The following is a 25,272-nucleotide window of genomic DNA, read 5'->3' on the forward strand; positions in this document are numbered from 1 at the left end:
GTCGTGCCCGTGTGGTCGGGGCCCGGGGCGCGGTCGTGGGGTGTGCCCCACCCGTCCCGCCCGGGGGGTCGGGTGGCCACCACTGGCAGAACCGTCCGGCTCGCGCTCATAGGCGCCGCCGTCGTGGGCCTCGTCGCGACCTCGGCCGCCGTGGTGGGCTACGCGGCCTCGCGGGACGGCGGCTCCCACGACGACGCCCGCCCCGGACAGGCGCAGTCCCCCAGCACGCTCTTCACCGTCCCCAAGCCGAGGACCGCTCCGAAGCCGCTCACCTCGTCGCCCCCGTCGGCCTTACCGCTCCCCTCCTCCCCCTCCGGTGGCTCCGCCGCCCCCACCCCCGCCCCCGACGGCCGCTCGCACGGCGGCTCCCAGGCGGCGCCGGACGCACCGGGCGAGGCCCCCGGCCCCGGTGGCGGGCCCGAAAAGCCGGGCGGCAGCGGCGGCGGGGGCGACTCCGCATCCGGCATTCCGCTGACCGTGGCGGTCCGGCCGTACGTTTCGGAGGACCCGTGCAGCCAGCTGTACCTGACGGACCGGCAACCGCTGTTCATGCCCGCACCCCCGGAGGTGAGGGACAACCGCGGCTGGGCGGAGAATCTGCGGGCCGTGGCGGGCGGGCAGGCGAAGGTCGAGCTCTCCGTACAGGGCAAGGGCGCCGAGGCCGTCGTGCTGCACGCCGCCCGGGTCCGGGTCGTGAACCGGTCGGCGCCGCTGTCCTGGGCGGCGTACGTGATGGGGTCCGGCTGCGGCGGCGGCCTCACGCCCTCCTTCCACGACATCGACCTCGACGCCGACCAGCCGGTGGCCCGCCCGGCGTCCGGCAGGCAGGGCGACATCAAGGTCCCCGCCACGGACTTCCCGTACCGGGTGACCTCGACCGATCCCCAGGTGCTGGAGGTGGTGGGCCGTACCGAGAGCCATGACGTCAGCTGGTACCTGGAGCTGGAGTGGAGCAGCGGGGACCGGCACGGCACCGTCCGCGTCGACGACAACGGGCGCCCGTTCCGTACGAGCGCCGTCAAGGACCGTCCGCAGTACTCCTACTGGATGGGGAAGAACGTCTGGACGCCGGTCGAGGACGAGTACCGGTCCAAGTGAGCCCCCCGTAGGGCCCACAGGCCCGCCCGCCGCACGGGGGCGGGTCCGATGCGGCGGGCGGAGTCAGCGAAAGCCTTCGTCTCAGGGGCAGTTCAGGGGCTGATTCCCGCTGTCGACGGCACACACGTCCGTACCGCCGCCACCGTCCACCTCGCCCTGGTCGACGTGGACGTGGAGGACGTCGTCCCCGTCGTCGCCGTGCACCCGGCCCGTGGGGGCCACGGTGCCGTTGATGTCGATGAAGTCGTTCCCGTCGAAGCCTTCCACGAGGCCGCGGATGGTGACGGCGCCGTCGGCGAGGATGACGTCCGCGCCCCGGGCGCCGCGGATGAGGCTGGCGTCGCCGGTCGTGGCGGTCTTGAAGAGGAGGATCAGGTCGTCGTCCTGGCCGCCGCGGACCGTGCCGAGGACCGCGCCCCTGAGGTCGATCTCGTCCCTCCCGGCCTGGCCGTCGATGACGCCCTTCCCGGTCAGCCGGGCGCCCTCCGCGAGGACGATGTGGTCCGCCCCGTCGCCGCCGAGAACGGTGCCGGACACTTCCCCGTCGAGGGTGATCGTGTCGGCGCCGCCCTTGGCGTCGACGGTGGCGCCCGCGTCCAGGCCGGTGCAGACGATGACGTCGTCGCCGTCGGTACCGGTGACCTCCGGGCCGGGCGCGGGCGTGCCGTTGACGGTGCAGGAGGTCGCGGCCCTGGCGGGCGTCGCGAGGAAGGCGGCGGGCAGGAGGAGGGCCGCCGCCGTGACGGCGGCGACCCGGGCGGCTCGGACGACTCGGCGAAGGCGGTTCGTACGCGTCATGGCGAGCACATCCCCCTCACAACGGGATTCCGGCTCTCCCCCATTACCTTCCGTAAAGCCGACGCGCCGAAACAGCGCGAAAGCCCCACGAAAGGGTGAATAGCTGCGGCCGGTTACAGCCTTACGGCCCTACGGCCCTACGACCTCGGCGCGACCTTGCTCAGGCCGTTGATGATGCGGTCCATCGCGTCGCCGCCCGTCGGGTCGGTCAGGTTCGCCAGCATCTTCAGCGTGAACTTCATCAGCAGCGGATGCGTCAGGCCGCGCTCCGTCGCCATCTTCATGACCTTCGGGTTGCCGATGAGCTTCACGAAGGCGCGGCCGAGCGTGTAGTAGCCGCCGTAGGTGTCCTTGAGGACCTTCGGGTAGCGCTGGAGGGCCAGTTCCCGCTGCGCGTACGAGGAACGGGCGTGCGCCTGGACGATGACGTCGGCGACGATCTGGCCCGACTCCATGGCGTAGGCGATGCCCTCGCCGTTGAACGGGTTGACCAGGCCGCCCGCGTCGCCGACGAGCAGCAGGCCGCGGGTGTAGTGGGGCTGACGGTTGAAGGCCATGGGGAGGGCGGCGCCGCGGATGGGGCCGGTCATGTTCTCGGGGGTGTAGCCCCAGTCCTCGGGCATCGAGGCGCACCACGCCTTGAGCACCTCGCGCCAGTCCAGCTCCTTGAAGGAGTCGGAGGTGTTGAGGACGCCGAGGCCGACGTTGCTCGTGCCGTCGCCCATGCCGAAGATCCAGCCGTAGCCGGGCAGCAGCCGGTCCGGGCCGGGACCGCGGCGGTCCCAGAGCTCCAGCCAGGACTCCAGGTAGTCGTCGTCGTGGCGCGGGGAGGTGAAGTACGTGCGGACGGCGACGCCCATCGGGCGGTCCTCGCGACGGTGGAGGCCCATGGCCAGCGAGAGGCGGGAGGAGTTGCCGTCGGCGGCGACGACCAGCGGGGCATGGAAGGTGACCGGGGTCTTCTCCTCCCCCAGCTTCGCCTCGACGCCGGTGATGTGGCCCGTGCGGTCGTCGATGACGGGCGCGCCGACGTTGCAGCGCTCGTAGAGCCGGGCACCGGCCTTGACCGCCTGCCGGGCGAGCTGCTCGTCGAAGTCGTCGCGCTTGCGGACCAGTCCGTAGTCCGGGAAGGACGCCAGCTCCGGCCAGTCGAGTTCGAGGCGGACGCCGCCGCCGATGATGCGGAGGCCCTTGTTGCGCAGCCAGCCCGCTTCCTCGGAGACGTCGATGCCCATCGCCACGAGCTGCTTGGTGGCGCGCGGGGTGAGGCCGTCGCCGCACACCTTCTCGCGCGGGAAGGCCGTCTTCTCCAGGAGGAGGACGTCGAGGCCGGCCTTGGCCAGGTAGTACGCGGTCGTGGAGCCGGCCGGGCCGGCCCCGACGACGATCACATCAGCGCTGTGTTCGGTAGGGGTCACGGTCACGGTGGCTCTCCCGTTCGGCAAAGGGGATTCGGCAAGGGCTGGGGCCATTGCCGGGTCGAGTCTATGAGCCGGGCGGGCGCGGGCGGTCGTGAGGGCCGCCGTTGCCCGCCCGGCTCTACGGTTTCCGTATGACGGATCAGCTCGCGTTGTACGGGCCGACCCACCAGAAGCGCAGCGCCGTGTCGAAGATCTGCCGCGCCTCGGGGTAGAGGCGCTCGCGCTCCGAGAACATGACGGCGTATTCGGTGCCGGACCCGTCCACGTACGCCTGGTTCATCGCCCGCATGACCTCGCCGTTCTTCTCCTTCCAGGTCCACTCCCAGAGGGCGCCGGGGCGGCCGAGGAAGGTATTGCGGGTCATCGTGACCCGCGTGTAGCCGTCCTGCCGGGAGACGGTCTTCTCCAGCTCCTGGAAGTGGTCGTACGAGGACTTCCCCTCGCTCGGCACGACGCCGATCCGCAGCTGGGCCGCGCCGGTGGGGCCGTGGTAGTCGATCTGGTCGCCGCCCGTGGTGTAGCGGCGCCAGTACTCGGGGACCGCGAGGGAGAAGCCCTCGGGGGAGGTCATCCGGATGTAGCCCTTGGGGGGCTCGTCCGTCGGGGGCTTGGGCTTGGCGCCGGGGTCCGGCGTCGCGGGGGCGGAGGCCGGGCCGGAGGGCCCGGTCGCGGGGGCGGCGGGGTCGCCCGATGCGGACGACGACGGGGACGTCACGGCCGGCGGCTGGGCCTTGTCGTCGGCGTTCTCGGCCTTTCCGCTGCCACTGTTGTTGCCCACCAGCATCACGCCCGCCGTCACGGCACCGCCGACCAGGAAGGCCGCCAGGCCGAGGGCCGCCCACACGAACGGGCTGCGCGCTGAGCCCGCGCGAGGGGGGACGGGGGCGGGGGCGGTGTACGCCAGGGGCAAGGGAGCCGTCGGGGGCTCCGGGGACACGATCGGCTGCGCGACGGGCGCTGCGGCCGGAACGGGCGGAACAGGCGGGGCCGTAGGCGGCCGGTCCGGTACGGGAGGCTGCGCGGGCACCGGGGGCCGGTCCGGCACAGGCGGCATGGACGGCACGGGCGGCACCACGGCCGCACCCGACGCCACACCCGGCACCGCAGCCACGCCCACCGCACCCGCACCCGCACCGCTCGTCACGGCACCCGTTCCCTGACGCCCCAGCACGCCCGCCAGCAGCACCGCGCCCGCCGTCCACAGCAGGCCGAACAGCAGCAGCTCCCCGGCGTTCGTGCCGAGCGAGGCCTCCATGCCCGGCAGGCGCCCCGAGAAGGGAGAAGAGGAACCGGAGGTCATCCGCATGTCGCCGCCGGAGACGAACGACAGCAGCCACACCGCCGCCAGGAAGAACACCCCGGACAGCACCTGCTCCACCCGGTCCGCCGAGCGCCGCGCCGCCAGGACGGCGAGGATCGCCGCGCACACCACGCCCAGCGCCACGGCGCCGGCCTGGGCCCAGCCGCCCGCCAGTTCACCGATCTCGGAGAGGCCGAGGGTGCCGCCCACATGGCGGCTGTGCTCGGTGGACGAACCCTCGACGCCCGCGCCCCAGGAGACGCCGAGCGCCATCAGACCGAGGTTGACCAGCACCGGGAGCGAGCCGACGACGGTCCAGCCGCCCACCTCGTCCTGGTGCGTGGCGAGGACGACGAACACGACCAGCGCGCAGAGCGCCACCGACAGCCCGAGGGCGCGCAGGGCGGTGCCCCACGCCCGTATGACCACCTGTACGCCGGCGCCCAGGCGCTCGACGAGCCGGTCGCGGCACAGCATCGCGCCGCTCACCACGCCCGCCAGCGCGCACGAGAACAGCGCGGCGAGACCGGGCGAGGTGGAGACCGACAGCTGTTCGGCGTCCGGCTGCCCGCACAGGGCGAGCACCAGCACCGCGGCCCCGCACAGCAGAGCCACGCGCACGGCGGCCTCGGCGCCACCGGCCGCCCCACCGGCCGCCCCACCGGCCGTGCCAGCGGGACCCGTCACGCGCCGCAGCCGGGCCGTGCCCAGAGCCACCGCTCCGGCCCACAGAATCGTGATCGTCAGCGGCCATACGGAGAGATAACCGCTGCCGCGCAGGAACATCGACAGCAGGGTGTCGCCACCTCGCAGCTCCACGTCCAGAGTGCCGCCGAGGCCCTGGATCAGCAGGGCGAGGACGACCTGGAAGCGGTCGGACCAGTCGCCGAGGCGCATGCGGTCGAAGTCGTCCGAGGACGGCAGTGAGATCACGACCGCGAGGACGAGGAGCAGGGCGGACGGCCACAGCGCCGCCCTCGCCGCCCCCGCCCAGTCCCCGGCGACCGTACGGCGCAGGAACAGCGCACCGCGCGAGGGCGGGGCGCTCAGGGGTGGCGGGGGGTACGACGGCGGGGGTGGCGCGGTCGGCACGGTGCCTCCGGGGCTCGGCGACGATCAAGCGATCGGCGTGATCAGATGATCGGCACGATCGAGCGACCAGGACGATCGAGCGATCAGACGATCATGGGCAAGGGCCCAGATCGTATCGATCTTGAGCGCCCTGCCCATGACAATCGCCGGGAGGCGGCGCGCGGAGGACGCGCGCCGGTTCAGCGCATCAGTCCAGCGGCTTGAACCCGCGGTGCAGCGCGACGACGCCGCCCGTCAGATCGCGCCACGCCACCTTCGACCAGCCGGCCTTCTGGAGCCGCGCGGCGAGCGCGGGCTGGTCGGGCCACTCGCGGATCGACTCGGCGAGGTAGACGTACGCGTCGGGGTTGCTGCACACCGTCCGGGCGATCGGCGGCAGGGCGCGCATCAGGTACTCGCTGTAGACCGTGCGGAACGGCGCCCAGGTGGGCTGGCTGAACTCGCAGATCACCACGCGCCCGCCCGGCTTGGTCACGCGCAGCAGCTCGCGCATCGCGGTGTCGGTCTCCTGGACGTTGCGCAGCCCGAAGGAGATGGTCACGGCGTCGAAGACGTCGTCCGCGAAGGGCAGCTTCGTGGCGTCGCCGGCGGTCAGCGGCAGCCAGGGGTTGCGCTTCTTGCCCTCGCGCAGCATGCCGAGCGAGAAGTCGCACGGGACGACGTAGGCGCCGTCCATGGCGAACGGGAGCGACGACGTACCCGTACCGGCGGCGAGGTCGAGGACCTTCTGCCCCGGGCGGGCGTCGACGGCCTTTGCCACGGCCTTGCGCCAGATCCGGGCCTGACCGAGCGAGATGACGTCGTTGGTCAGGTCGTACTTCGCCGCCACGTCGTCGAACATCGCGGCGACTTCGTGCGGCTGCTTGTCCAGGGATGCTCGGGTCACGGACCCATTCTTCACCACGGCCCCGGAGGACCTTGGACGGGGACGGCCGCCCCGGGAAGGACCGGCCGTCTCGCGGTGCCGATTGCGCTCGCTCCTGTGGGCCCGCCCCGAGAACCACCGGTCCCCCCACCCGCGGCCCCCTCGGCAACGGGTTTCCTACCGGTCATGCGCGTTCTCGCGGCCTGTCCGACGACTGGGCCCGCCACACCTTCGCACCGCGGGACGACCGAAGCGGCCGTCCCCGCGCCGCTCATCCTGCCGGGTGAAAGCGGTACGAACGGCTCCTCTTGATGCCGCCCTGACGTGCGGGGACGCGCTCCTTACGGATCACTGACGGGGTGGCCGGAGCGGCACCAGATTCGCCAGGTCGATGGTGACGGGGTAGGGCTGGTCCGTTTCCAACTTGCCGGTGTGACAGGGGCGGACAGGACGCGGGATGTACTCGCCCCGGTCGGGGTTGAGCCAGTACTCATGCACCTCGGGGAGACCGTCTTCGCCCCGCTCCACGCGCCAGTAGCACGGAATCCCCGCCGAGGCGTAAAGGGCCGGCTTACGGACCCGGTCGTCCTGCCGAGAGCCCTCGGACACCACCTCGACCGCGAGGACGACCTGCGCCACGGGAACGTGCTTCGCCATGTCGTCGAGGCCTCGTGGATCAAAGACGATGACGTCAAGGACCGGAGGGTTGAACTCGTCAATCAGCACACACTGTTCCGACAGAGCGAAATAAGGCTCCCGGACGCATTCCTGTAGACGCCTCTCGATGCCGCTCCGCACCATGCTGTGCCACACAGGCGGCCTCCCCCGAACCACGACCACTCCGTCCACGAGTTCCCAGTCGCACGGCAACACCAGGTCTTCCACCTGGGCTGCCGTCCACACGCCGGCAGGCGGGAACATCCAGTTCTCAGGAGTGGCCTTCTCCAGCCGTTCTGCGATCATCGCTGCTCCCATGGACGCGAGTGTGGACGCGGGTGCGGATCGCGGTCCCATATACGACGGTAGCGTCACCCGAAGTAATGAACGGGCTCCCTCGCCGGAATCGCCACCGCCCTCAGCGGCGCCGGTGCACCAGGCGTCCCGCGAGCACCGTGGCGACGCACGTGCCCGCGCCGCGCTCCAGCAGCGCCGCCTCGTCCGGTACGTCGAAGACGGCGAGGTCGGCGCGACCGCCGACGGTCAGCGGGGACACGACGGCGGCCGCCAGAGACGCGACCCCGCGCAGCGGATCGAGGTCCGGTTCACCCGGCGTGGCGGCGACGGGCAGCACCCGCAGTCCCGAGCGGGCGACCGCCGTCGAGAGCAACGGGGTCTCGAACGCCCCGGCCACCGCCGTCGTGCCGTGGCGCAGCATCTGCTGAAGACCGCGGCGGACACTGCCGGACCACCGGGTGTCGTCCATCTCCAGGGCCGCCAGCCGGTCGCCGGTCAGTGGCCGCTCGCCCAGTTCGGCGTGCTCGCGCGGGTCCGGGTGGTAGGCGCGGGTCAGCAGGGCGGCCGCCCTCCGCTGCGCGAGCCCCGGCGTGAGCACCCCCGGCCACCGCCGTACCCGTGCCCGCGGGTACGCCGCCGTGAGCTCCTCGTACGGGCCGAGCGCCGCGACCGTGCCGCCGTCGACGACCACCGCTCCGCCCGGCACGGGGGCCGTGCCGGGGACGGCGATCAGCAGGTCGGCCGCGTGGAGCGTCTGCAAGGGGTCAGCTCGCCTCGACGATCTTCAGCTCGGGGTGGGCCGTGCCGCCCTCGATCGCGGTCGAGGACAGGTGGGAGACGACGCGGTCGTCGACCGGGTCGTTCGCCGGGTCGTCGTGGACGAGCAGGTGCTCGTACGTCGTGGCGCGCTGCGCCGGGACGCGGCCCGCCTTGCGGATGAGATCGATGATCTCCATCCGGTTGGAGCGGTGCTTGGCGCCGGCCGAGGAGACCACGTTCTCCTCCAGCATGATCGAGCCGAGGTCGTCCGCGCCGTAGTGCAGCGACAGCTGGCCGACCTCCTTGCCCGTGGTCAGCCACGAGCCCTGGATGTGGGCGACGTTGTCGAGGAAGAGCCGCGCGATGGCGATCATGCGCAGGTACTCGAAGAGGGTCGCCTGCGTCCGGCCCTTCAGGTGGTTGTTCTCGGGCTGGTAGGTGTACGGGATGAAGGCGCGGAAGCCGCCCGTGCGGTCCTGGACGTCACGGATCATGCGCAGGTGCTCGATCCGCTCGGCGTTGGTCTCGCCGGTGCCCATCAGCATGGTGGAGGTCGACTCGACGCCCATGCCGTGGGCGATCTCCATGATCTCCAGCCAGCGCTCGCCCGACTCCTTCAGCGGCGCGATGGCCTTGCGCGGCCGCTCCGGCAGCAGCTCGGCGCCGGCGCCCGCGAAGGAGTCCAGGCCGGCGGCGTGGATGCGGCGGATGGCCTCCTCGACGCTCACACCGGAGATCCGCGACATGTGATCCACCTCGGACGCGCCGAGGGAGTGGATGACGAGCTGCGGGAACTCCTTCTTGATCGCCGCGAAGTGCTCCTCGTAGTACTCCACGCCGTAGTCCGGGTGGTGGCCGCCCTGGAACATGATCTGGGTGCCGCCCAGCGCGACCGTCTCCGCGCAGCGGCGCAGGATGTCGTCCATCGGGCGCGTCCAGACCTTCTCGCTCTTGGGCGGGGCGTAGAAGGCGCAGAACTTGCACGCGGTGACGCAGGCGTTGGTGTAGTTGATGTTGCGCTCGATGATGTACGTCGCGATGTGCTCGGTGCCCGCGTAGCGCTTGCGGCGCACGGCGTCGGCGGCCGCGCCGAGGGCGTGCAGCGGAGCGGAGCGGTAGAGCTCGAGCGCCTCCTCCGGGGTGATCCGGCCGCCGGCTGCGGCGCGGTCGAGGACGGACTGAAGGTCGGCGTTCTCGGTCACCGGGCGTCCCTTCGGAGGGGGTATGCGAACTCGGGCCAGATTACGCGAGGGGGGCCGACCGGCCCCCGGCGGCCCGTCGTCAGCCGCCGCTGCGCGTCAGCGTCGCCCTGACGTTGCCGCCCTTCGCGTCCTGGGAGGCGAAGGCGAGGCTGCCGTCCGGGGCGAGGGTGTAGGACACGGCCGCGGTCTGGCCCGTGCAGCCGGGCCCGGGAGAGCCGTCGGTGCTCTCCTCCAGGGTGATCTTCCCGGTCCTGGCCGAGGTCAGTCGCGCCTTGCTGTGGCACTGGATGACGCCGAGCACGTCGTAGGTCGTACGGACCGCGTAGGCGTCCTTGGTGTTGTCGGTGATGACGCTGGTCATGGTGCCGTTGGGGGTGCCGTCGGACTGGACGACCTGGCCGGTCCACGTGCCGGCGAAGTCCGTGAGGACGGTGGACGGTGTGGCGGGGCTCGCGCCGGCGGCCGGGGGCGTGGGCTTGCCCGCCTCGTCGCGGCCGCCCCCGCCCGTGCCGGGCAGCACGCCGAAGGCGAACAGGGCTGTGGTCGTGGCGACGGCCAGGACGCCGGCGACCGTCAGGGCGAGGGTGCAGCCTCTTCCCTTGCGGGTGCCGATGGATACGGCGGCGGATTTGGCGGTCACCGTGGGAGCGTGCGGGGAGGGGGCTCTTTCGGGGGCTCCGCCCCCGGACCCCCGCTCCTCAAGCGCCGGAGGGGCTGGATTGTCCGCCGGAGGGGCTGGGATCGGCGCCCCGTCCAGGTCCAGCAGTTCCACCGCCTGCCTGCTCACCCGCTCCACCAGCGGGCCCGGTAGCCAGCCCGGGCGGATGAGGGCGGAGGCTCCCGGCGGGCCGGCGAGGTGGCGGGCGAGGTCGGCGGGGGTCGGGCGGGCCGACGGGGGCTTGGCCAGGCAGGCCCGCACCAGCTCCCGTAGCTCGCCCGTCAGGGCCGGGCCCAGCACCGGCTCCTCGTGGACGACCTTGTAGAGGAGGGCGGCCGAGCTGTCCCCGGTGAAGGGCGGCTCGCCCGTGGCCGCGTAGGTGAGGACCGCGCCCAGGGAGAAGACGTCGGCGGCGCCCGTGACGTCCTTGCCCACGATCTGCTCGGGGGCCATATAGCCGGGCGAGCCGATGGAGACGCCGGTCGCGGTCAGGGACGCGGTGCCGTCCGTGGCGCGGGCGATGCCGAAGTCGATCAGGCGGGGGCCGTCGAGGGCGAGCAGCACGTTGGAGGGCTTGACGTCCCGGTGGACCAGGCCCAGCCCGTGCACCGCCGTCAGCGCCTCCGCCAGGCCCGCGCCGACCGCCCGTACCGCCGGCTCCGGCAGCGGGCCCACCTCGGCGACGGCCTCGGTCAGCGAGGGCCCGGCGACATAGCCGGTGGCCACCCATGGGACGGCGGCTTCCGGATCGGCGTCGAGCACGGGCGCCGTCCACGCGCCACCGACTTTCCGGGCGGATTCCACTTCTCGCCGGAAACGCGCCCGGAATTGTGTGTCCAGGGCGAAATGCGGGTGCACGGCCTTGACGGCGACGGTACGGCCGCCGGCGCTCCGCCCCAGATACACCCGGCCCATACCGCCCGCCCCGAGTCGCCCCAGCAGCCGATATGCGCCTATGACCTGCGGGTCTTCCTCCGACAGCCGTTGCACGGGACCTTTGCCTCCCCCTTGAGCGGGCCCTGCGGCCCCGATTTTCAGCCTATGACTCAATTCACGGGACGTCCGAGGAACCCCGGACCCTGGTTTGCCCATCAACTAGGACGGAACAAACCGTCATGTCCTTCGGGGCAGCAGCAGCATCCGGAGCGACGCGATGGCTCACTCACCCAACGGGGGCTACCGGCCCAACGGGGGATACCAACAACAGGGCGGCGGCTACCCGCAGGGTGGTGGCTACGGCCAGCAGGGCGGTGGCTACGGCCAGGACCGCGGCTACCAGCAGCAGGGTGGCGGCTACCGTCAGCAGGGCGGCCAGGGCAACTACCCGCCGGCCGACGGCTACGGTCCCTACAACGGCCAGGACGGCCGGGACGACCAGTACGGCGGTCAGTACGACGACCAGTACGACGGTTCGTACCAGTCGCAGGGCCGGCGTCGCGCCTCCCGCGCCAAGCTCTGGACGATCATCGTGGCGTCCATAGCCATAGTCGGCCTGATCACGGGCGGCGTGCTGAAGTACATGGAGATCGGCCCGTTCTCCAAGAAGGGCGACCCGGTCAGCTTCGGCGCCGGCGCCGGCGCCGACAAGAACGGCGGCCAGGCCGGCGGTGCCAGCGGTGATTCCGGTGACTCCAAGACGCTGATGCCGACGGGCCCGGAGGCGAAGTTCAAGAACGCGAACTCGCTGAGCGACGGCACCGAGATCGGCGTCGTGACCATCACGGGCAAGAAGTCCGGTTTCACGGGCAAGGTCTGGGTCTGGGCGCCCAAGCAGTACAAGGACCCCAAGTACGCCAAGAGCGGCTTCCCGGTCCTGATCGCGCTGCCCGGTGGCCCCGGCTACCCGAACAACTACTGGATGGGCACCGACCTCGGTCTGGAGTCCAACATCGCCAAGTGGGCGGACGAGGGCAAGAGCAAGCCGTTCCTGCTGGCCATGCCCGTCCTCAACCCGGACGAGAAGTACTACTACGACGGTAGTGACATCCCCGGCCAGGCCAAGATGGGCACCTGGCTCACCGAGGACGTCCCGGAGCTCATGAAGGAGAACTTCCGCACGCTGAAGTCGCGTGACGGCTGGGCGTTCATGGGCTCCTCCTCCGGTGGCTTCGCCGGCTTCAAGGCCGTCATGAAGCACCCGGACAAGTTCAAGGCCGTCATCGCCTCCGGCCCGGACATCGTCCCCGACTCCCCGCTGTGGAAGGGCCACGACGCCGAGAAGCGGGAGAACAACCCCGAGGTCCTCTCCCAGCGGCTGATCGACACCAAGTCCAAGAACGACGTCTACGTCGCGTTCCAGTACGGAACGCTGGAGGCCGCCATCACACGGCAGGGCGTCGACAAATACATCGCCACCTATGGCAACAAGGGCCCCATCCACACCCATCTCGAGGTCATCCAAGGCGGCAAGCACGACGCCAAGACCTATGTGAAGGGCATGGGGAACAGCAGCATCCAGTGGATCAGTGAACAGATGGAGGGGCCGACGCCCTCCTCCTGAGCCGGCCCTGCCGGGCCCCGGTGGTTCCACGGGGCCCGGTGAGCGGTGACGTGAAGCCCTGATCCCTCTCCGGAGGGGTCAGGGCTTCAGCAGTTCCACCAGGACGTCGGCGGGGAAGCCGGTCGTCGGGCCGGTGCGGCGGGCGAACTCCGACACACCCGCGAGCTGGTCCGGGCCGAAGCGGAAGTCCAGCGTGGTGAAGTAGCGCTCCAGCAGCTCGGCGTCGAAGGACTCCCAGCGGGCGGCCTGCTCGGCGACCTTGCCGACCTCCTCCAGGGAGACGTCGCGGGAGGCCAGGAAGGCCTGGTGCACCTGGGCGACGAGCTCCGGCTCCCGGGCCAGGTAGTCCTTGCGGGCGGCCCAGACGGCGAAGACGAACGGCAGGCCCGTCCACTCCTTCCACATCGTCCCCAGGTCGTGGACCGTGAGGCCCAGCCTCGGGGCGTCGTGCAGCGAGGCCCGCAGGGCGGCGTCGCCGATCAGGACGGCCGCGTCGGCCTCCTGCATCATCGCGCCGAGGTCGGGCGGGCAGGTGTAGTACTCCGGCGCCACGCCGTAGCGCTCGGCGAGCAGCAGCTGGGCGAGGCGGACCGAGGTGCGCGAGGTGGAGCCGAGGGCGACCCGGGCCCCGTCCAGCCGGTCCAGCGGCAGCTGGGAGACGATGACGCAGGACATGACGGGACCGTCGCAGCCGACCGCGATGTCGGACAGCGCGACCAGGTCGTCGGCGTTTCTCAGGAACTCGACGAGCGTGACCGGCGCGATGTCCAGCTCCCCGGCGATCAGCTGCTGGCTGAGCTTGTCGGGGGTGTCCTTGGTCAGGTCCAGGTCCAGCAGCGTGCCGGTGCGGGCGAGCCCCCAGTAGAGGGGCAGACAGTTGAGGAACTGGATGTGGCCGACACGCGGACGGCTGCGCGGCCGCTCCGGCGCGTCGACGGCGGTCGCTACATCTGAGGCTGAATTGTCCACATCCGGAGGCTAGCCCCGGCTCCCCCGGGCCGCCGGGCCGGGGTGTCGCTCACAGGTGCCTGACAGGCGATCTTTTCCACCCGCAAGGGCCGGAAAACCCGCCGTAGGCGTGATCTTCAACTCCTTCCCCGGAAGAACGTCTGCGTGCTAGGCTCGCCGCAAGTTGCAGTTTGGTTTCCCTTGCAGTACAGAGCCTGCGGAGCATGTGACCCCGCAGGCTTTTGTAGTTTTCAGACTTCTCGCAGGTTCTGGAGCAGGGCAACCCTTTGGCCCAAGGAGGGCTTATGGCTACCGGAACCGTGAAGTGGTTCAACGCTGAAAAGGGCTTTGGCTTCATCGCCCAGGACGGCGGGGGCCCCGACGTCTTTGTCCACTACTCCGCGATCAACGCCGCTGGCTTCCGCTCCCTTGAGGAGAACCAGCAGGTCACCTTCGACGTCACGCAGGGCCCCAAGGGTCCGCAGGCGGAGAACGTCACCCCGGCGTGATTTTCCGATCCCCGGTTCTCCGGGGATCACCCAAGGAGCCCTTCCTTCCGCTTCGGCGGAAGGCGGGGCTCCTGCCTTTTCAGGCCAAGGGGTGGATCGATGGCTCGTTCACAAGGTTTTTATACAGGCGCCTTCGGGTACCCCGGAACGGGGCTTCCGCCCACAAAACGTTCACTCACTCGCGCCACTTATTTCACTTTCGAACTTGTCTTCGCACCCACCTTCGTACAGCGCCTCGATATCCCCGGCATAGCGCTCCGCGACCGCCGTCCGGCGGAGTTTCAAGGTCGGCGTCAAGGTGCCGTTCTCCACGCCGAAGTCCCCGGCCAGGATCGTGAACGCCCGTATCCGGGCAGGGCGCGACACCCGCTCGTTGGCCGCCGTCACCGCCTCCTCGCACAGCCGCCGCACCGCCGGGTGCCGGGCAGGCCCTCCGGCATCGAAAACCACCCCTTCACGGGCTGCCCAGGCCGTGATCTCCGCTGTGTCGAGGGTGAGCAGCGCCACCGGGTACGGCCGACGGTCGCCGATCATCACCGCGCGGGAGATCCAGCGGGACTGCTGGGCGGCGAACTCCCACAGCGAGGGCGTCAGGTTCTTGCCACTGGACGTGATGATCAGGTCCTTCTTGCGGCCGGTGATCCGGAGGTAGCCCTCCGCGTCGAGGGTGCCGATGTCACCGGTGCGCAGCCAGCCGTCCGCGCCGACGGCCCCGGCGGTGGCGGCCGGGTTGCCGTGATAGCCGGCGAAGACGCCGGGCCCCCGGGCCAGCACCTCGCCGTCCTCCGCGATCCGCACCTCGCAGCCGGCGATGGCCTGCCCGACCGTGCCGGGGCGCACGGCCCCCGGGCGGTTGACGGTGATCACGCCGGAGGCCTCGGTCATGCCGTAGCCCTCGAAGACGGCGATGCCGCAGGCGCGCAGGAAGTCCAGCGTCTGCGGCGCGATGGGCGCGGCCCCCGTGAGGGCCCAGCGCAGCCTGCCGCCGAAGACCGCCCGCGTGGGGGCGAAAACGCTCTTCTCGGCCGTCTCCCAAGCGGTGCGCAGCGCCTCGGCCGGTTCCTCGCCCCGCTCGCGGAGCCCGGCCGTCTCCAGGCCGACGCGGACGGCCGCCTCCAGGCGGGCCCGGCCCTCGGGGCCGTGTGCCTCGGCGAGGGAGACAGCCCCGGCGTGCACCTTCTCGAACAGCCGGGGCACGGAGGGCAGGTGGGTGGGCCGGACCTCGGCGAGTTCGGCGACGACGTTCTCGACCCGGCCGCCGAAGTAGCAGAGCGCGCCGCCCCGGCGGAGCGCGGTCAGCTGGATGAGCTGGCCGAGGATGTGGGCGAGCGGCAGATAGAGGTAGGTGGTGTCGCCGGGGCCGGCGCCGGTGAGGTCGGCGGTGGCGTCCTGGTTGGTGACGAGATTGGCGTGGGTGAGGCGACAGCCCTTGGGGAGGCCGGTGGTGCCGGAGGTGTAGACGATGGTGCACAGGTCGTCGCCCTTGCGCGCGGCGGCGCGCGCGAGGAGCTCGGCCGGAGGAGCGGTGGTGGGCAGCGCGGCGAGGAGGTGGGTGCCGGCGGGGAGGCCGGTGGGGTCGCCGTCCATCAGCACCAGGTCGCGCAGCTCGGGCAGTCTGTCGCGGACGGCCGTCACACGGGCCGCCTGGGCGGCGTTCTCGCAGATGACGACGGACGCACCGGAGTCGCCCAGCACCCAGGCCAGTTCCTCCTGCCCGGCCGTGGGGTAGACGGGCACGACGACCGCGCCGGCGGCCAGCGCGGCGAACTGGGCGTGGGTCCATTCCGGGCGGGTCTCCGCCAGGATCGCCACCCGGTCGTCCGGGCGCACCCCTAGCCCGATCAGGCCCCGGCCGAGGGTGCGTACGGTCTCGCGCAGCTCCTCGTGGTTCGTCTCCGCCCAGCCGTCGCCGCGGCGGAAGCGCAGCGCGGGCAGGCCCCCGTACCGCTCCGCCGTCCATTCGGTGAACTCGGCGAAAGTGTCGGGACGTTGCTGCGGCATGGGGCCTCCCGGACCGGCGAACGAACAGATGGGCGCATGAGGAACACGCGAACAGAATCCTGCGTACCGATGTACCCAGTCGGCATGGTCCACCCCACCCGCCCCCGCCGGGATGACCGGAATCGTCGGCCCCACTGACCCGGGCGTTCAAGGGAGTTACCGTGCGGTGCATGAACAGCCGGACGGTCACCGTGCACCAGGTGCGGGCCGCGCTCGGCGGGGCGCGGCGGCTGGGTCTCGACAGCGTGCCGCTGCTCCAGCGGGCCGGGATTCCGCCGCTGACGCTGGGCGACGAGCGGGCGCGGGTGACCGCCGAGCAGTTCGCGCTGCTGGTCCGCGCGGTGCAGCGGGCCACGGGGGACGAGTTCATGGGGCTGGGCACGGTGCCCAGCAGACCCGGGACCTTCGCCATGATGTGCTACGCCAGCATCGGCTGCCGGGACCTGGGCACGGCCCTGGAGCGGGCCGTGCGGTTCTACGGGCTCTTCCCCGGCGGCCCGGACCTCGCGCTCGAACGCGGCGGGGAGGAGGCCGAGTTCGCGGTCCGCAACGATCTGCGCGACCACACCGAGGGCCGGTTCCTGGCCGAATCCGTGCTGGTGATCTGGCACCGGCTGGCGAGCTGGCTGATCGGGCGGCGGATCCCCCTGCGCCGGGTCCGCTTCGACTGCCCGCCGCCACCCCACGCGGGCGAGTACGGGACGGTCTTCGACTGCCCGGTGGGGTTCGGCCCGGGCCGGACGTTCCGGGCGAGCGCCCGGTTCGACGCCCGGTGGCTGGCGGCGGCGCCGGTGCGGGACGAGGCGGCGCTGGAGGAGCTGCTGCGCGGGGCGCCCGCCGCGCTCATCGGCCGCCACGAGTACGGCACGACGGTGACCGAGCAGGTGCGGCGGACGTTCACGCGCGCCCTGCGCGAGGGCCGCCCGGCCCGGCTGCCGGAGCTCGACCGGCTGGCGGCCCGGCTGGCGGTGAGCCCGGCGACGTTGCGGCGCCGGCTGCGGGAGGAGGGCACCTCGTACCGGCGGCTGAAGGACCAGGTGCGGCGGGAGGCGGCGCTGGCCGGGCTGGCGGGGAGCCGGGAGCCGATCGTGGAGCTGGCGGCCCGGCTGGGGTTCTCGGAGGACGCCGCCTTCCACCGGGCGTTCCGCCGCTGGACGGGGACGACGCCGGGGGCGTACCGGCGCGGCCAGGAAAGCTGAGCGTTCCGGTCAGCGCCGCCCTACCGGCGGGTCACTACGGTCACCACCCGGCAGCTGTCTCACGGCAGTCGCCTCACGACAGTTGGTCACGACAGTGGGGAGAGCCGCATGCACCTGCGCAGAACGGCCCTCGCGGCGGTCGCCGCGCTGGCCGTCACGTTCGGCCTGTCGGGCGGCGCCTCGGCCGCCGGCGGTACGGACACGGGGTCCCCCGGCGACATCGTCAGCGCCGCCCCGACCTCCTTCCACCCGCTCCCGGGCCAGCCCACGAACACCCGGGCGTGGCACGTCACTTACCGCTCCACCACGGCCAGGGGCACCCCGAACGTCGTCTCCGGCACCGTGATCGTCCCCCAGGACGGCCGCACCGGCCCCCGCCCGCTGATCACCTACGCCGTGGGCACCGTGGGGATCGCCGACCAGTGCGCCCCCTCGGCGGGCTTCCCGCGCGGCACCACGCTGGAGGCCAACCTCATCCAGCTGCTCACCGCCCGCGGCTGGGCCGTCGCCGTCACCGACTACGAGGGCCTGGGCACCCCCGGCGACCACACGTACACCGTCGGGCGTGCCGAGGGGCACGCCGTCCTCGACGCCGCGCGCGCCGCGCTGCGGCTGCCGCAGGCGGGGCTGGGCCCGGACACGCCCGTCGGCATCATGGGCTACTCCCAGGGCGGCCAGGCCGGCAGCTGGGCGGCGGAGCTCCACGACTCGTACGCGCCCGAACTCGACGTCCGCGGCACGGCGACGGGCGGCGTGCCAGCGGATCTGCTGAAGACGGCCGACTTCAACAACGGCGGCGTCGGGGCCGGCCTCGTCCTGATGGCCGCGGTCGGCCAGAACGCGGCCTTCCCGGAGCTGAGGCTCGACTCCTACCTCAACGACAAGGGGCGGGCGTACGTCGACTTCCTGAAGTCGCACTGCGTGGTGATCGACGCCGCGGCGGGGCTCTTCAAACGGATCGGGGACGTGACGGTGCGGAATCCGCTGTACGAGGCGGACTGGCAGCGGGTGCTGCGGGCGTCCACGCTGGGCACGCACGCGCCCGATCATCCCGTGTACCTCTATCACGGGGTGATCGACGAGCTGATCCCCTACGAGGTGGGGCGGAAGCTGCGGGCGGACTGGTGTGCCAAGGGTGCGACGGTGCGGTGGAAGTCGCTGCCGTTGGCCGAGCACGTCACCGGGGTCATCGCGGAGTCGATACCTGCTGCGAACTGGCTGGCGGAGCGGTTCGCCGGACGGCCGGTGGAGGGCAACTGCTGACGCGCGTCGTCCTTGAGCGCCGGACGGGCTGGTCTCAGCCCGTCCGGCGCCGGGGCTCCCTCACCGCTCGTACAGCGCCGCGATCTCCTCCGCGAAGTCCCGCGCGATGACCTCGCGCCGCAGTTTCAGCGACGGCGTCAGATAGCCCGCCTCCACCGAGAACTCCACCGGCAGCGCGGCGAACCGACGGATCGACTCCGCCCGCGACACATACCCGTTCGCCTCCTCCACCGCTTCCCCCAGCTCCGCCCGCAGCGCCTCGTCGTGGACGAGCTCGTGCACCGGCACGTCGTCGAGCCCCCGCATCCGGGCCCAGTGGTCGAGGCCGTCGCGGTCGAGGGTGATCAGCGCCGTGACGTAGGGGCGGTTGTCGCCGACGACGATGCACTGGTCGACCAGGGGGTGGGCGCGGACGCGGTCCTCCAGGGGCGCCGGGGCGACGTTCTTGCCCCCGGACGTGACGATGAGTTCCTTCTTCCGGCCGGTGATCGTGAGGTAGCCCTCGGGGTCCAGCGCGCCGAGGTCGCCGGTGGCGAACCACTCGTCCGCTCCGGACGCCGGGACCGCCTCCGCCTTCTCCGCGTCCCAGTAGCCGGCGAAGACGTGGGCGCCGCGCAGCAGGATCTCGCCGTCGGCGGCGATGCGGACGCCGCCGCCGGGCAGGGGCCAGCCGACGGTGCCGGGGCGGGGGCGCAGCGGTGGGGTGAGGGTGGCGGCGGCGGTGGTCTCGGTGAGGCCGTAGCCCTCGAAGATCCCGATGCCGGCGCCGGAGTAGAAGGCGGTGAGCCGGGTGCCCAGGGGTGAGCCACCGCTGATGACGTAGCGGACGCGGCCGCCGAGCGCGGCCCGGATCCGGCGGTAGACGAGCGGGTCGTAGAGGGCGTGGGCGGCGCGCAGGCGCGGCGCCGGGCCGGGGCCGGTACGGGAGAGCCCGGCGGCGGTGGCCTCGGCGTGGTCCCGGGCCACGGCGGCCGCGCGGTCGAAGGTGTCGGCGCGGCCGAGCCGTTCCGCCGCCGCCCGGCCGGTGTTGTAGATCTTCTCCAGGACGTAGGGGATGGCCAGGAGGAACGTCGGCCGGAATCCGGCCAGGTCGGAGCGGAGTTCGTCGCCCCGGAAGGAGTCGGTGTGGCCCAGCCGCACCCGGGCGCGGAGGCAGCCGACGGCGACCATGCGGCCGAGGACGTGGGAGAGCGGCAGGAAGAGCAGGGTGGAGGGGGGCTCCTTGGTGACGGAGGCGAAGACGGGGTGGAGCAGCGCGATCGCGTTGTCGACCTCGGCGAAGAAGTTGGCGTGGGTGAGGACGCAGCCCTTGGGGCGGCCGGTGGTGCCGGAGGTGTAGATGAGGGTGGCGATGTCCTCGGGGGTGCGGGTGGCCCGGCGTTCGTTGATCACCCGGTCGGGCAGGGCCCGTCCGGCGGCGATGAAGCGGGCCACGGCTCCGGTGTCGAGCTGCCAGACGTGGGCGAGGGCGGGTAAGTCCGGGCGGGCGGCGGCGACCGGCTTCAGCTGTTCGGGGGTCTCGACGACGCACGCGGTGGCGCCGGAATCCTGGAGGATCCAGCGGACCTGGTGGCCGGAGGAGGTGGGGTAGACGGGGACGGTGACCAGGCCGGCGGCCCAGGCGGCGAAGTCCAGGAGCGTCCACTCGTAGCGGGTGCGGGCCATGATGGCGAGCCGGTCGCCGGGCCGCAGCCCATGGGCGACGAGGCCCTTGGCGACGCCGCGCACCTCGGCGGCGAAGCGGGCGGCGGTGATGTCGCGCCAGAGGGCGCGGCCGGGGCCGGGTTCCCTGCGGCTGACGGCGACGGCCTGGGGGGCCTCGGCCGCGTTGTCGAAGGGCAGGTCGCCGAGCGTGCCGTGGTGGACGCGCGGGGCGAGGGCGGGGACGGCCGCCTCGCGGACGGTCCCGGCGACGGCGGTCGTACGGGGCGGGACGAGCGGCGGGGGCGCGGCGGCGCCGGGCGTTACGGACACGTGCGGCTCCTGTTCGGGACGGCAGGCGAACGACAGGCGAAACCGGCAGGCGAGCAGGCGACATTACTCGGCAGTAGATGCCTGGCCGTAAAGGTACGCCTGCGGGCCCCCGCCGACCACCCCCTCTTCGGTCCTCATACCCCCGGCCCCCGCGTCGCGACGCGACGGGACGGCTCAGGGCCGGGTGGCGTGTGTCCAGCGCCGTCCGGCCCTGAGGTTCTCCAGCCCCACCCAGGCGACGTTCATCAACGTCGCCGCGGTCTCCTTCGCCGAGGGGACGGCGCCCGTACGGGTGTTGGCCCACCCCGCGAGCGACTCGGCGGCGCCCACCAGCGCGTGCGCCAGCCCGGAGGCCTCGTGTCCGGCGAGGGCGGCGCGACCGTCCCCGCCCGCGCCCTCGGCTGCGGTGGCGGCGATGAGCCGGGTGACGAGGTCGACCATCTCCTGACGCAGCTCGCCCACCACGGGCGCGAACGGCTCCCCGTTCGTCCGGGCCTGGCAGCTGAGCACCGCCCAGCCGTCGGGGTGCTCGGCGGTGTGGGCGAAGAAGGCGCGCAGCCCGTTCCACAACCGGTCGTCGGCGGAGGCGCCGGGCTCGATCGCGGCCCGTACCGAGGCCATCAGGGCGGCGGCCTCACGGTGGACGCAGGCGCCGAAGAGGGATTCCTTCGAGTTCAGATACAGATAGACCAGCGGCTTGGAGGCACCGGCCAGTTCGGCGATCTCGTCCATGGACGCGGCGCGGTAGCCGCGCCGGGCGAAGACCTCCACGGCGGCGTCGAGCATCTGCCGTTCGCGCACCTCCCGTGGCATCCGCCGGATCTTCCCGCTGCCGCGCTTGCGCCCGGGGGCCGGCTCCTGTGGCGGCGCCCCGCCCCCCGACCCGGCGGCGCCGTCCCGTGTGGTGCTCTCCGCGGTCCTTGCGACCTGTGCGTTACTCACAACCGTCACGACAAAAAATCCCTCCCCCCCGTCACACTACCGGCAGGTAATATCACGGGGAGGAGGGACGTCAAGGGCCGGGAACGAGCCTCCGGGGGGCCGCACGGCCCTTTCCTGCCGGGCTGTCAGGCCGCGACGGGCGCGGTGCGCGCCTCGGCGACGGGCTCGTCCTCCAGGTGGGAGCCGTCGGCCGTGTCGTAGGCGGCGCGGTCCAGGATCTTCTCCCGGGAGGCGACGATGATCGGTATTACTGATTGGCCGGCGACATTTGTCGCGGTTCTCATCATGTCCACGATCGGGTCGATCGCCAGCAGCAGGCCCACGCCCGCCATCGGCAGGCCCAGCGTCGAGAGCGTCAGCGTGAGCATCACGGTGGCGCCGGTGAGGCCGGCGGTCGCGGCCGAGCCGATGACGGAGACGAAGGCGATCAGGATGTAGTCCTTGACCTCCAGCGGCACGTCGAAGACCTGGGCGACGAAGATCGCGGCGATGGCCGGGTAGATCGAGGCGCAGCCGTCCATCTTGGTCGTCGAGCCGAAGGGCACCGCGAAGGACGCGTACTCCTTGGGCACGCCGAGCCGCTCGGTGACCTTCTGGGTCAGCGGCATGGTGCCGACGGAGGAGCGGGAGACGAAGGCCAGCTGGATCGCGGGCCAGGCGCCCTTGAAGAAGCGCAGCGGGTTGACCTTGGCGACGCCCGCGAGGAGCAGCGGGTAGACGCCGAACAGCACGATGGCGCAGCCGACGTAGATGTCGACGGTGAACGTCGCGTACTTGCTGAGCAGGCCCCAGCCGTACGTCGAGATGGCGGTGCCGACCAGGCCGACCGTGCCCAGCGGGGCGAGCTTGATGACCCACCACAGGGCCTTCTGGAGCAGCTCCAGCACGGAATGGCTGAAGGTGAGGACGGGCTGGGCCTTCTCACCGGTCTTCAGGATCGCGATGCCGACGACCACGGCCATGAAGACGATCTGGAGGACCTTGAGCTGGGTGAAGGGCGTGACGATGTCGGTGGGGATGATCCCGGTGAGGAAGTCGAGCCAGGAGCCGTGCTTCTTGGGCTCGGCGCCGTCGGCGGCGGTGAGCCCGGTGCCGGCGCCCGGGTCGGTGAGCAGGCCGATCGCCAGGCCGATGACGACCGCGATCAGCGACGTGATCATGAACCACATCAGGGTGCGGGTGGCCAGCCGGGCGGCGTTGGAGACGTTCCGCAGATTGGTGATCGAGACCAGGATCGCGAAGAACACCAGCGGCGCGATGACCAGCATCAGCAGCTGGACGAAGATGTCGCCGACCTTGCCCAGCGTGGTGCCGAGCCAGCCGATGTCACCGCTCTTGGCGGCCCAGCCGAGCAGGGCGCCCAGCACGAGGCCGAGGAGGATCTGGGCCCAGAAGGGCACGCTGAGGATGCGGGATATCCGCCCGCGCGGGGCGGCCGCCGTGGGGGACGGTGACGTCGACATGCCGATTACCGTAACACTCATGCTTTGAGCAACTCAAAGAACTTCTTTGAGGCGCACGAGAACTTTTTACGGCGCACGCAGCGCAAAACGCGCCTGCGCCCTGCGCTGGAGCGGGAGTTCCAGGGCAGGGCGCAGGCGCGCGTATGTCGTATATGTGAGGAGTGTTACTGGACCGCGTCCTCCTGGCCCGCGTTCTCGGCCATCCTGGCCTTCGCGCGGTCCACCCGGTCGACGATCTGCACGGACATGGCGTCCCGCTGCTTGCGCAGCAGGACCCAGCTCAGCGGCGCGGAGAGGATCAGGGCGAGCAGGATCATCCAGACCAGGTTGGAGTCGCCGACCCCGAGCGGGATGACATGCGCGTAGCACAGCCCCCAGACCACGGCGAAGCAGGCGACCAGCAGGCCGAGCCGCAGGGCGGTGTAGCGGAGCGACGCGAACTTCTGGCTACTCACGGACGGGACCTTCTTCTCGACGACAACCGAAGCGGCAGGTTCCAGTACAGCACGCCCAGAAGTGGATCTCAGAGCCGCATCGGCTGCGGCGACTCCCGCAGCGAGGCGTCCGGGCCCGGGTACTCACGGATGGTCTCGTAACGGGTGTTGCGCTCCACCGGGCGGAAACCGGCGTCGCGGATCAGCTCCAGCAGATCGTCACGGGTGAGCTTGTTCGGCGTGCCGTAGTTGTCGGCGTCGTGAGTGATCTTGTACTCGACGACCGAGCCGTCCATGTCGTCCGCGCCGTGCTGGAGCGCGAGCTGGGCGGTCTGCACACCGTGCATCACCCAGAAGACCTTGACGTGCGGGACGTTGTCGAACAGCAGCCGGGAGACGGCGAAGGTCTTCAGCGCCTCGGCGCCCGTGGCCATCGAGGTCCGCGCCTGGAGCCGGTTGCGGATCTTGCCGTCCTTCATGTCCACGAAGTCGTGCTGGTAGCGCAGCGGGATGAAGACGTGGAAGCCACCGGTCTCGTCCTGGAGCTCACGCAGGCGCAGCACGTGGTCCACGCGGTGGCGCGGCTCCTCGATGTGCCCGTAGAGCATCGTCGCCGGGCCCTTGAGGCCCTTGGAGTGGGCGAGGCGGTGGATGCGCGACCAGTCCTCCCAGTGGGTGTCGTGGTCGACGATGTGCTGCCGCACCTCCCAGTCGAAGATCTCCGCGCCACCGCCGGTCAGCGACTCCAGACCGGCGTCGATCAGCTCGTCGAGGATCTCGTCGGCGGGCAGCCCGGAGATCTTCTCGAAGTGCTGGATCTCGGTGGCGGTGAAGGCCTTCAGGGAGACGTTCGGCAGCGCCTCCTTGAGCGCGCGCAGCGAGCGCGGGTAGTAGCGCCAGGGCAGCGTGGGGTGGAGGCCGTTGACGATGTGCAGCTCGGTGAGGTTCTCGCTCTCCATGGCCTTGGCCAGGCGGACGGCTTCCTCGATGCGCATCGTGTACGCGTCCTTCTCGCCCGGCTTGCGCTGGAACGAGCAGTACGCGCACGACGCCGTGCACACGTTGGTCATGTTGAGGTGACGGTTGACGTTGAAGTGGACGACGTCGCCGTTCTTCTGCGTCCGGACGTGGTGGGCGAGCCCGCCCAGCCAGGCCAGGTCGTCGGACTCGTAGAGGGCGATGCCGTCCTCGCGGGTGAGCCGCTCGCCCGCGTAGACCTTCTCCTCGAGCTCACGCTTGAGTCCGGTGTCCATGCGTACGCCCTCTCCGATACATCCGATTTCGCAACCCCGTCGAGATTACTCCCCCGCCCTCACACGTCCTCGGGCAGCTCACCCACGCGGTTCTCCCACTTGGTGGAGAGCACGATCGTGGTGCGGGTGCGGCTGACGCCCTTGGTGCCGGAGAGCCGGCGGATGGTGCGCTCCAGCCCGTCCACGTCGCCGACCCGGACCTTGAGCATGTAGGAGTCGTCGCCGGCGATGAACCAGCAGTCCTCGATCTCCTCCAGGTCCCGCAGTCGGCGCGCCACGTCCTCGTGGTCGGCGGCGTCGGAGAGCTGGATACCGATCAGGGCGGTGACGCCCAGGCCCAGCGAGGCCGCGTTCACGGTCGCGCGGTAGCCCGTGATGACGCCCGCCGCCTCCAGACGGTTGATCCGGTCCGTGACGCTCGGCCCGGACAGGCCGACGAGCCTGCCCAGCTCCGCGTACGAGGCACGGCCGTTCTCCCGCAACGCCTGGATGAGCTGCCTGTCCACCGCGTCCATAGCCTGGCACCTTTCAATAATCAGCGAACTCGCCGGTTTCAGTGTAGAATCTAAGGTGTACGGGGTTCCAGACCCCGACAATCTTTCACCAGATCAGCGAATCAACGACGATCCTTCGATCTTC

General features: G+C 71.5%; 21 protein-coding genes. 5 read left to right on the forward strand and 16 right to left on the reverse strand.

The window, feature by feature from the left end; translation table 11 throughout:
- Positions 1-72: 72 nt before the first annotated feature.
- Entirely contained in the window at positions 73-1,098 is a 1,026-nt protein-coding gene (locus AB0E98_RS14195; protein ID WP_361702036.1) for a hypothetical protein, read from the forward strand.
- A gap of 81 nt (positions 1,099-1,179) precedes the next feature.
- Here AB0E98_RS14195 and AB0E98_RS14200 read toward each other — a convergent pair whose 3' ends face one another.
- From AB0E98_RS14200 to AB0E98_RS14235, 8 genes are all read right to left on the reverse strand, one after another.
- Positions 1,180-1,896 carry a hypothetical protein gene (locus AB0E98_RS14200; protein WP_361702038.1) on the reverse strand — a complete coding sequence of 239 codons (717 nt, stop codon included), beginning with the start codon at positions 1,894-1,896 and terminating at the stop codon, positions 1,180-1,182.
- A gap of 137 nt (positions 1,897-2,033) precedes the next feature.
- Positions 2,034-3,320, reverse strand: coding sequence for a geranylgeranyl reductase family protein (locus AB0E98_RS14205; RefSeq protein WP_311609049.1), 1,287 nt, complete (start codon positions 3,318-3,320; stop codon positions 2,034-2,036).
- Positions 3,321-3,456: 136 nt separating this feature from the next.
- On the reverse strand, positions 3,457-5,709 hold the full coding sequence (locus AB0E98_RS14210; protein ID WP_361702039.1) for a hypothetical protein: 2,253 nt from the start codon (positions 5,707-5,709) through the stop codon (positions 3,457-3,459).
- A gap of 187 nt (positions 5,710-5,896) precedes the next feature.
- On the reverse strand, positions 5,897-6,595 hold the full coding sequence (locus tag AB0E98_RS14215; protein ID WP_361702041.1) for a demethylmenaquinone methyltransferase: 699 nt from the start codon (positions 6,593-6,595) through the stop codon (positions 5,897-5,899).
- 327 nt (positions 6,596-6,922) lie between these two features.
- Entirely contained in the window at positions 6,923-7,549 is a 627-nt protein-coding gene (locus AB0E98_RS14220) for a Uma2 family endonuclease (protein ID WP_361702043.1), read from the reverse strand.
- 100 nt (positions 7,550-7,649) lie between these two features.
- Positions 7,650-8,288: a hypothetical protein gene (locus AB0E98_RS14225; RefSeq protein ID WP_361702044.1), complete on the reverse strand. Its 639-nt coding sequence runs from the start codon at positions 8,286-8,288 to the stop codon at positions 7,650-7,652.
- A 4-nt stretch (positions 8,289-8,292) separates the two neighbouring features.
- Positions 8,293-9,489 carry a cyclic dehypoxanthinyl futalosine synthase gene (mqnC, locus tag AB0E98_RS14230; protein WP_361702045.1) on the reverse strand — a complete coding sequence of 399 codons (1,197 nt, stop codon included), beginning with the start codon at positions 9,487-9,489 and terminating at the stop codon, positions 8,293-8,295.
- 79 nt (positions 9,490-9,568) lie between these two features.
- A complete protein-coding gene (locus AB0E98_RS14235; protein WP_361702046.1) occupies positions 9,569-11,137 on the reverse strand; it encodes a serine/threonine-protein kinase in 1,569 nt (522 codons plus the stop codon).
- A gap of 163 nt (positions 11,138-11,300) precedes the next feature.
- Between AB0E98_RS14235 and AB0E98_RS14240 the strand changes: the two genes are divergently transcribed.
- Entirely contained in the window at positions 11,301-12,647 is a 1,347-nt protein-coding gene (locus AB0E98_RS14240) for an alpha/beta hydrolase-fold protein (RefSeq protein WP_361702048.1), read from the forward strand.
- A 78-nt stretch (positions 12,648-12,725) separates the two neighbouring features.
- On the opposite strand, the gene AB0E98_RS14245 is transcribed toward AB0E98_RS14240, so the two are convergent.
- On the reverse strand, positions 12,726-13,616 hold the full coding sequence (locus tag AB0E98_RS14245; RefSeq protein WP_361702050.1) for a menaquinone biosynthesis protein: 891 nt from the start codon (positions 13,614-13,616) through the stop codon (positions 12,726-12,728).
- A gap of 284 nt (positions 13,617-13,900) precedes the next feature.
- Between AB0E98_RS14245 and AB0E98_RS14250 the strand changes: the two genes are divergently transcribed.
- The gene (locus AB0E98_RS14250; RefSeq protein WP_030067036.1) at positions 13,901-14,104 is read left to right on the forward strand and encodes a cold-shock protein; all 204 of its coding nucleotides are present in this window, start codon (positions 13,901-13,903) and stop codon (positions 14,102-14,104) included.
- A 171-nt stretch (positions 14,105-14,275) separates the two neighbouring features.
- Here AB0E98_RS14250 and AB0E98_RS14255 read toward each other — a convergent pair whose 3' ends face one another.
- Complete coding sequence (locus AB0E98_RS14255; RefSeq protein ID WP_361702051.1) at positions 14,276-16,105, reverse strand: long-chain fatty acid--CoA ligase; 1,830 nt, start codon at positions 16,103-16,105, stop codon at positions 14,276-14,278.
- A gap of 170 nt (positions 16,106-16,275) precedes the next feature.
- On the opposite strand from AB0E98_RS14255, the gene AB0E98_RS14260 reads away from it, so the two are divergent.
- Positions 16,276-17,304 carry an AraC family transcriptional regulator gene (locus AB0E98_RS14260; protein WP_361702052.1) on the forward strand — a complete coding sequence of 343 codons (1,029 nt, stop codon included), beginning with the start codon at positions 16,276-16,278 and terminating at the stop codon, positions 17,302-17,304.
- Between the two features lie 108 nt (positions 17,305-17,412).
- Positions 17,413-18,567, forward strand: coding sequence for a lipase family protein (locus AB0E98_RS14265; protein WP_361702054.1), 1,155 nt, complete (start codon positions 17,413-17,415; stop codon positions 18,565-18,567).
- Between the two features lie 60 nt (positions 18,568-18,627).
- On the opposite strand, the gene AB0E98_RS14270 is transcribed toward AB0E98_RS14265, so the two are convergent.
- The 6 genes from AB0E98_RS14270 to AB0E98_RS14295 all read right to left on the reverse strand — a co-directional run bounded on the left by AB0E98_RS14270 (position 18,628) and on the right by AB0E98_RS14295 (position 25,148).
- Positions 18,628-20,541 (reverse strand): long-chain fatty acid--CoA ligase, encoded by a 1,914-nt coding sequence (locus AB0E98_RS14270; RefSeq protein ID WP_361702055.1) that lies wholly within the window; start codon positions 20,539-20,541, stop codon positions 18,628-18,630.
- Positions 20,542-20,715: 174 nt separating this feature from the next.
- The gene (locus AB0E98_RS14275; RefSeq protein ID WP_361702057.1) at positions 20,716-21,354 is read right to left on the reverse strand and encodes a helix-turn-helix domain-containing protein; all 639 of its coding nucleotides are present in this window, start codon (positions 21,352-21,354) and stop codon (positions 20,716-20,718) included.
- A 254-nt stretch (positions 21,355-21,608) separates the two neighbouring features.
- Positions 21,609-22,946 (reverse strand): dicarboxylate/amino acid:cation symporter, encoded by a 1,338-nt coding sequence (locus tag AB0E98_RS14280; RefSeq protein WP_361702058.1) that lies wholly within the window; start codon positions 22,944-22,946, stop codon positions 21,609-21,611.
- 164 nt (positions 22,947-23,110) lie between these two features.
- Complete coding sequence (locus AB0E98_RS14285) at positions 23,111-23,401, reverse strand: DUF4229 domain-containing protein (protein WP_361702059.1); 291 nt, start codon at positions 23,399-23,401, stop codon at positions 23,111-23,113.
- A 68-nt stretch (positions 23,402-23,469) separates the two neighbouring features.
- Positions 23,470-24,633: an aminofutalosine synthase MqnE gene (gene mqnE / locus AB0E98_RS14290; RefSeq protein ID WP_311609073.1), complete on the reverse strand. Its 1,164-nt coding sequence runs from the start codon at positions 24,631-24,633 to the stop codon at positions 23,470-23,472.
- A 59-nt stretch (positions 24,634-24,692) separates the two neighbouring features.
- On the reverse strand, positions 24,693-25,148 hold the full coding sequence (locus AB0E98_RS14295) for an Lrp/AsnC family transcriptional regulator (protein ID WP_126914801.1): 456 nt from the start codon (positions 25,146-25,148) through the stop codon (positions 24,693-24,695).
- Positions 25,149-25,272: the final 124 nt, after the last annotated feature.

Source organism: Streptomyces sp. NPDC037389 (genome assembly GCF_040636475.1).
In the GTDB taxonomy this organism is placed as follows: Bacteria; Actinomycetota; Actinomycetes; order Streptomycetales; family Streptomycetaceae; genus Streptomyces; species Streptomyces hesseae.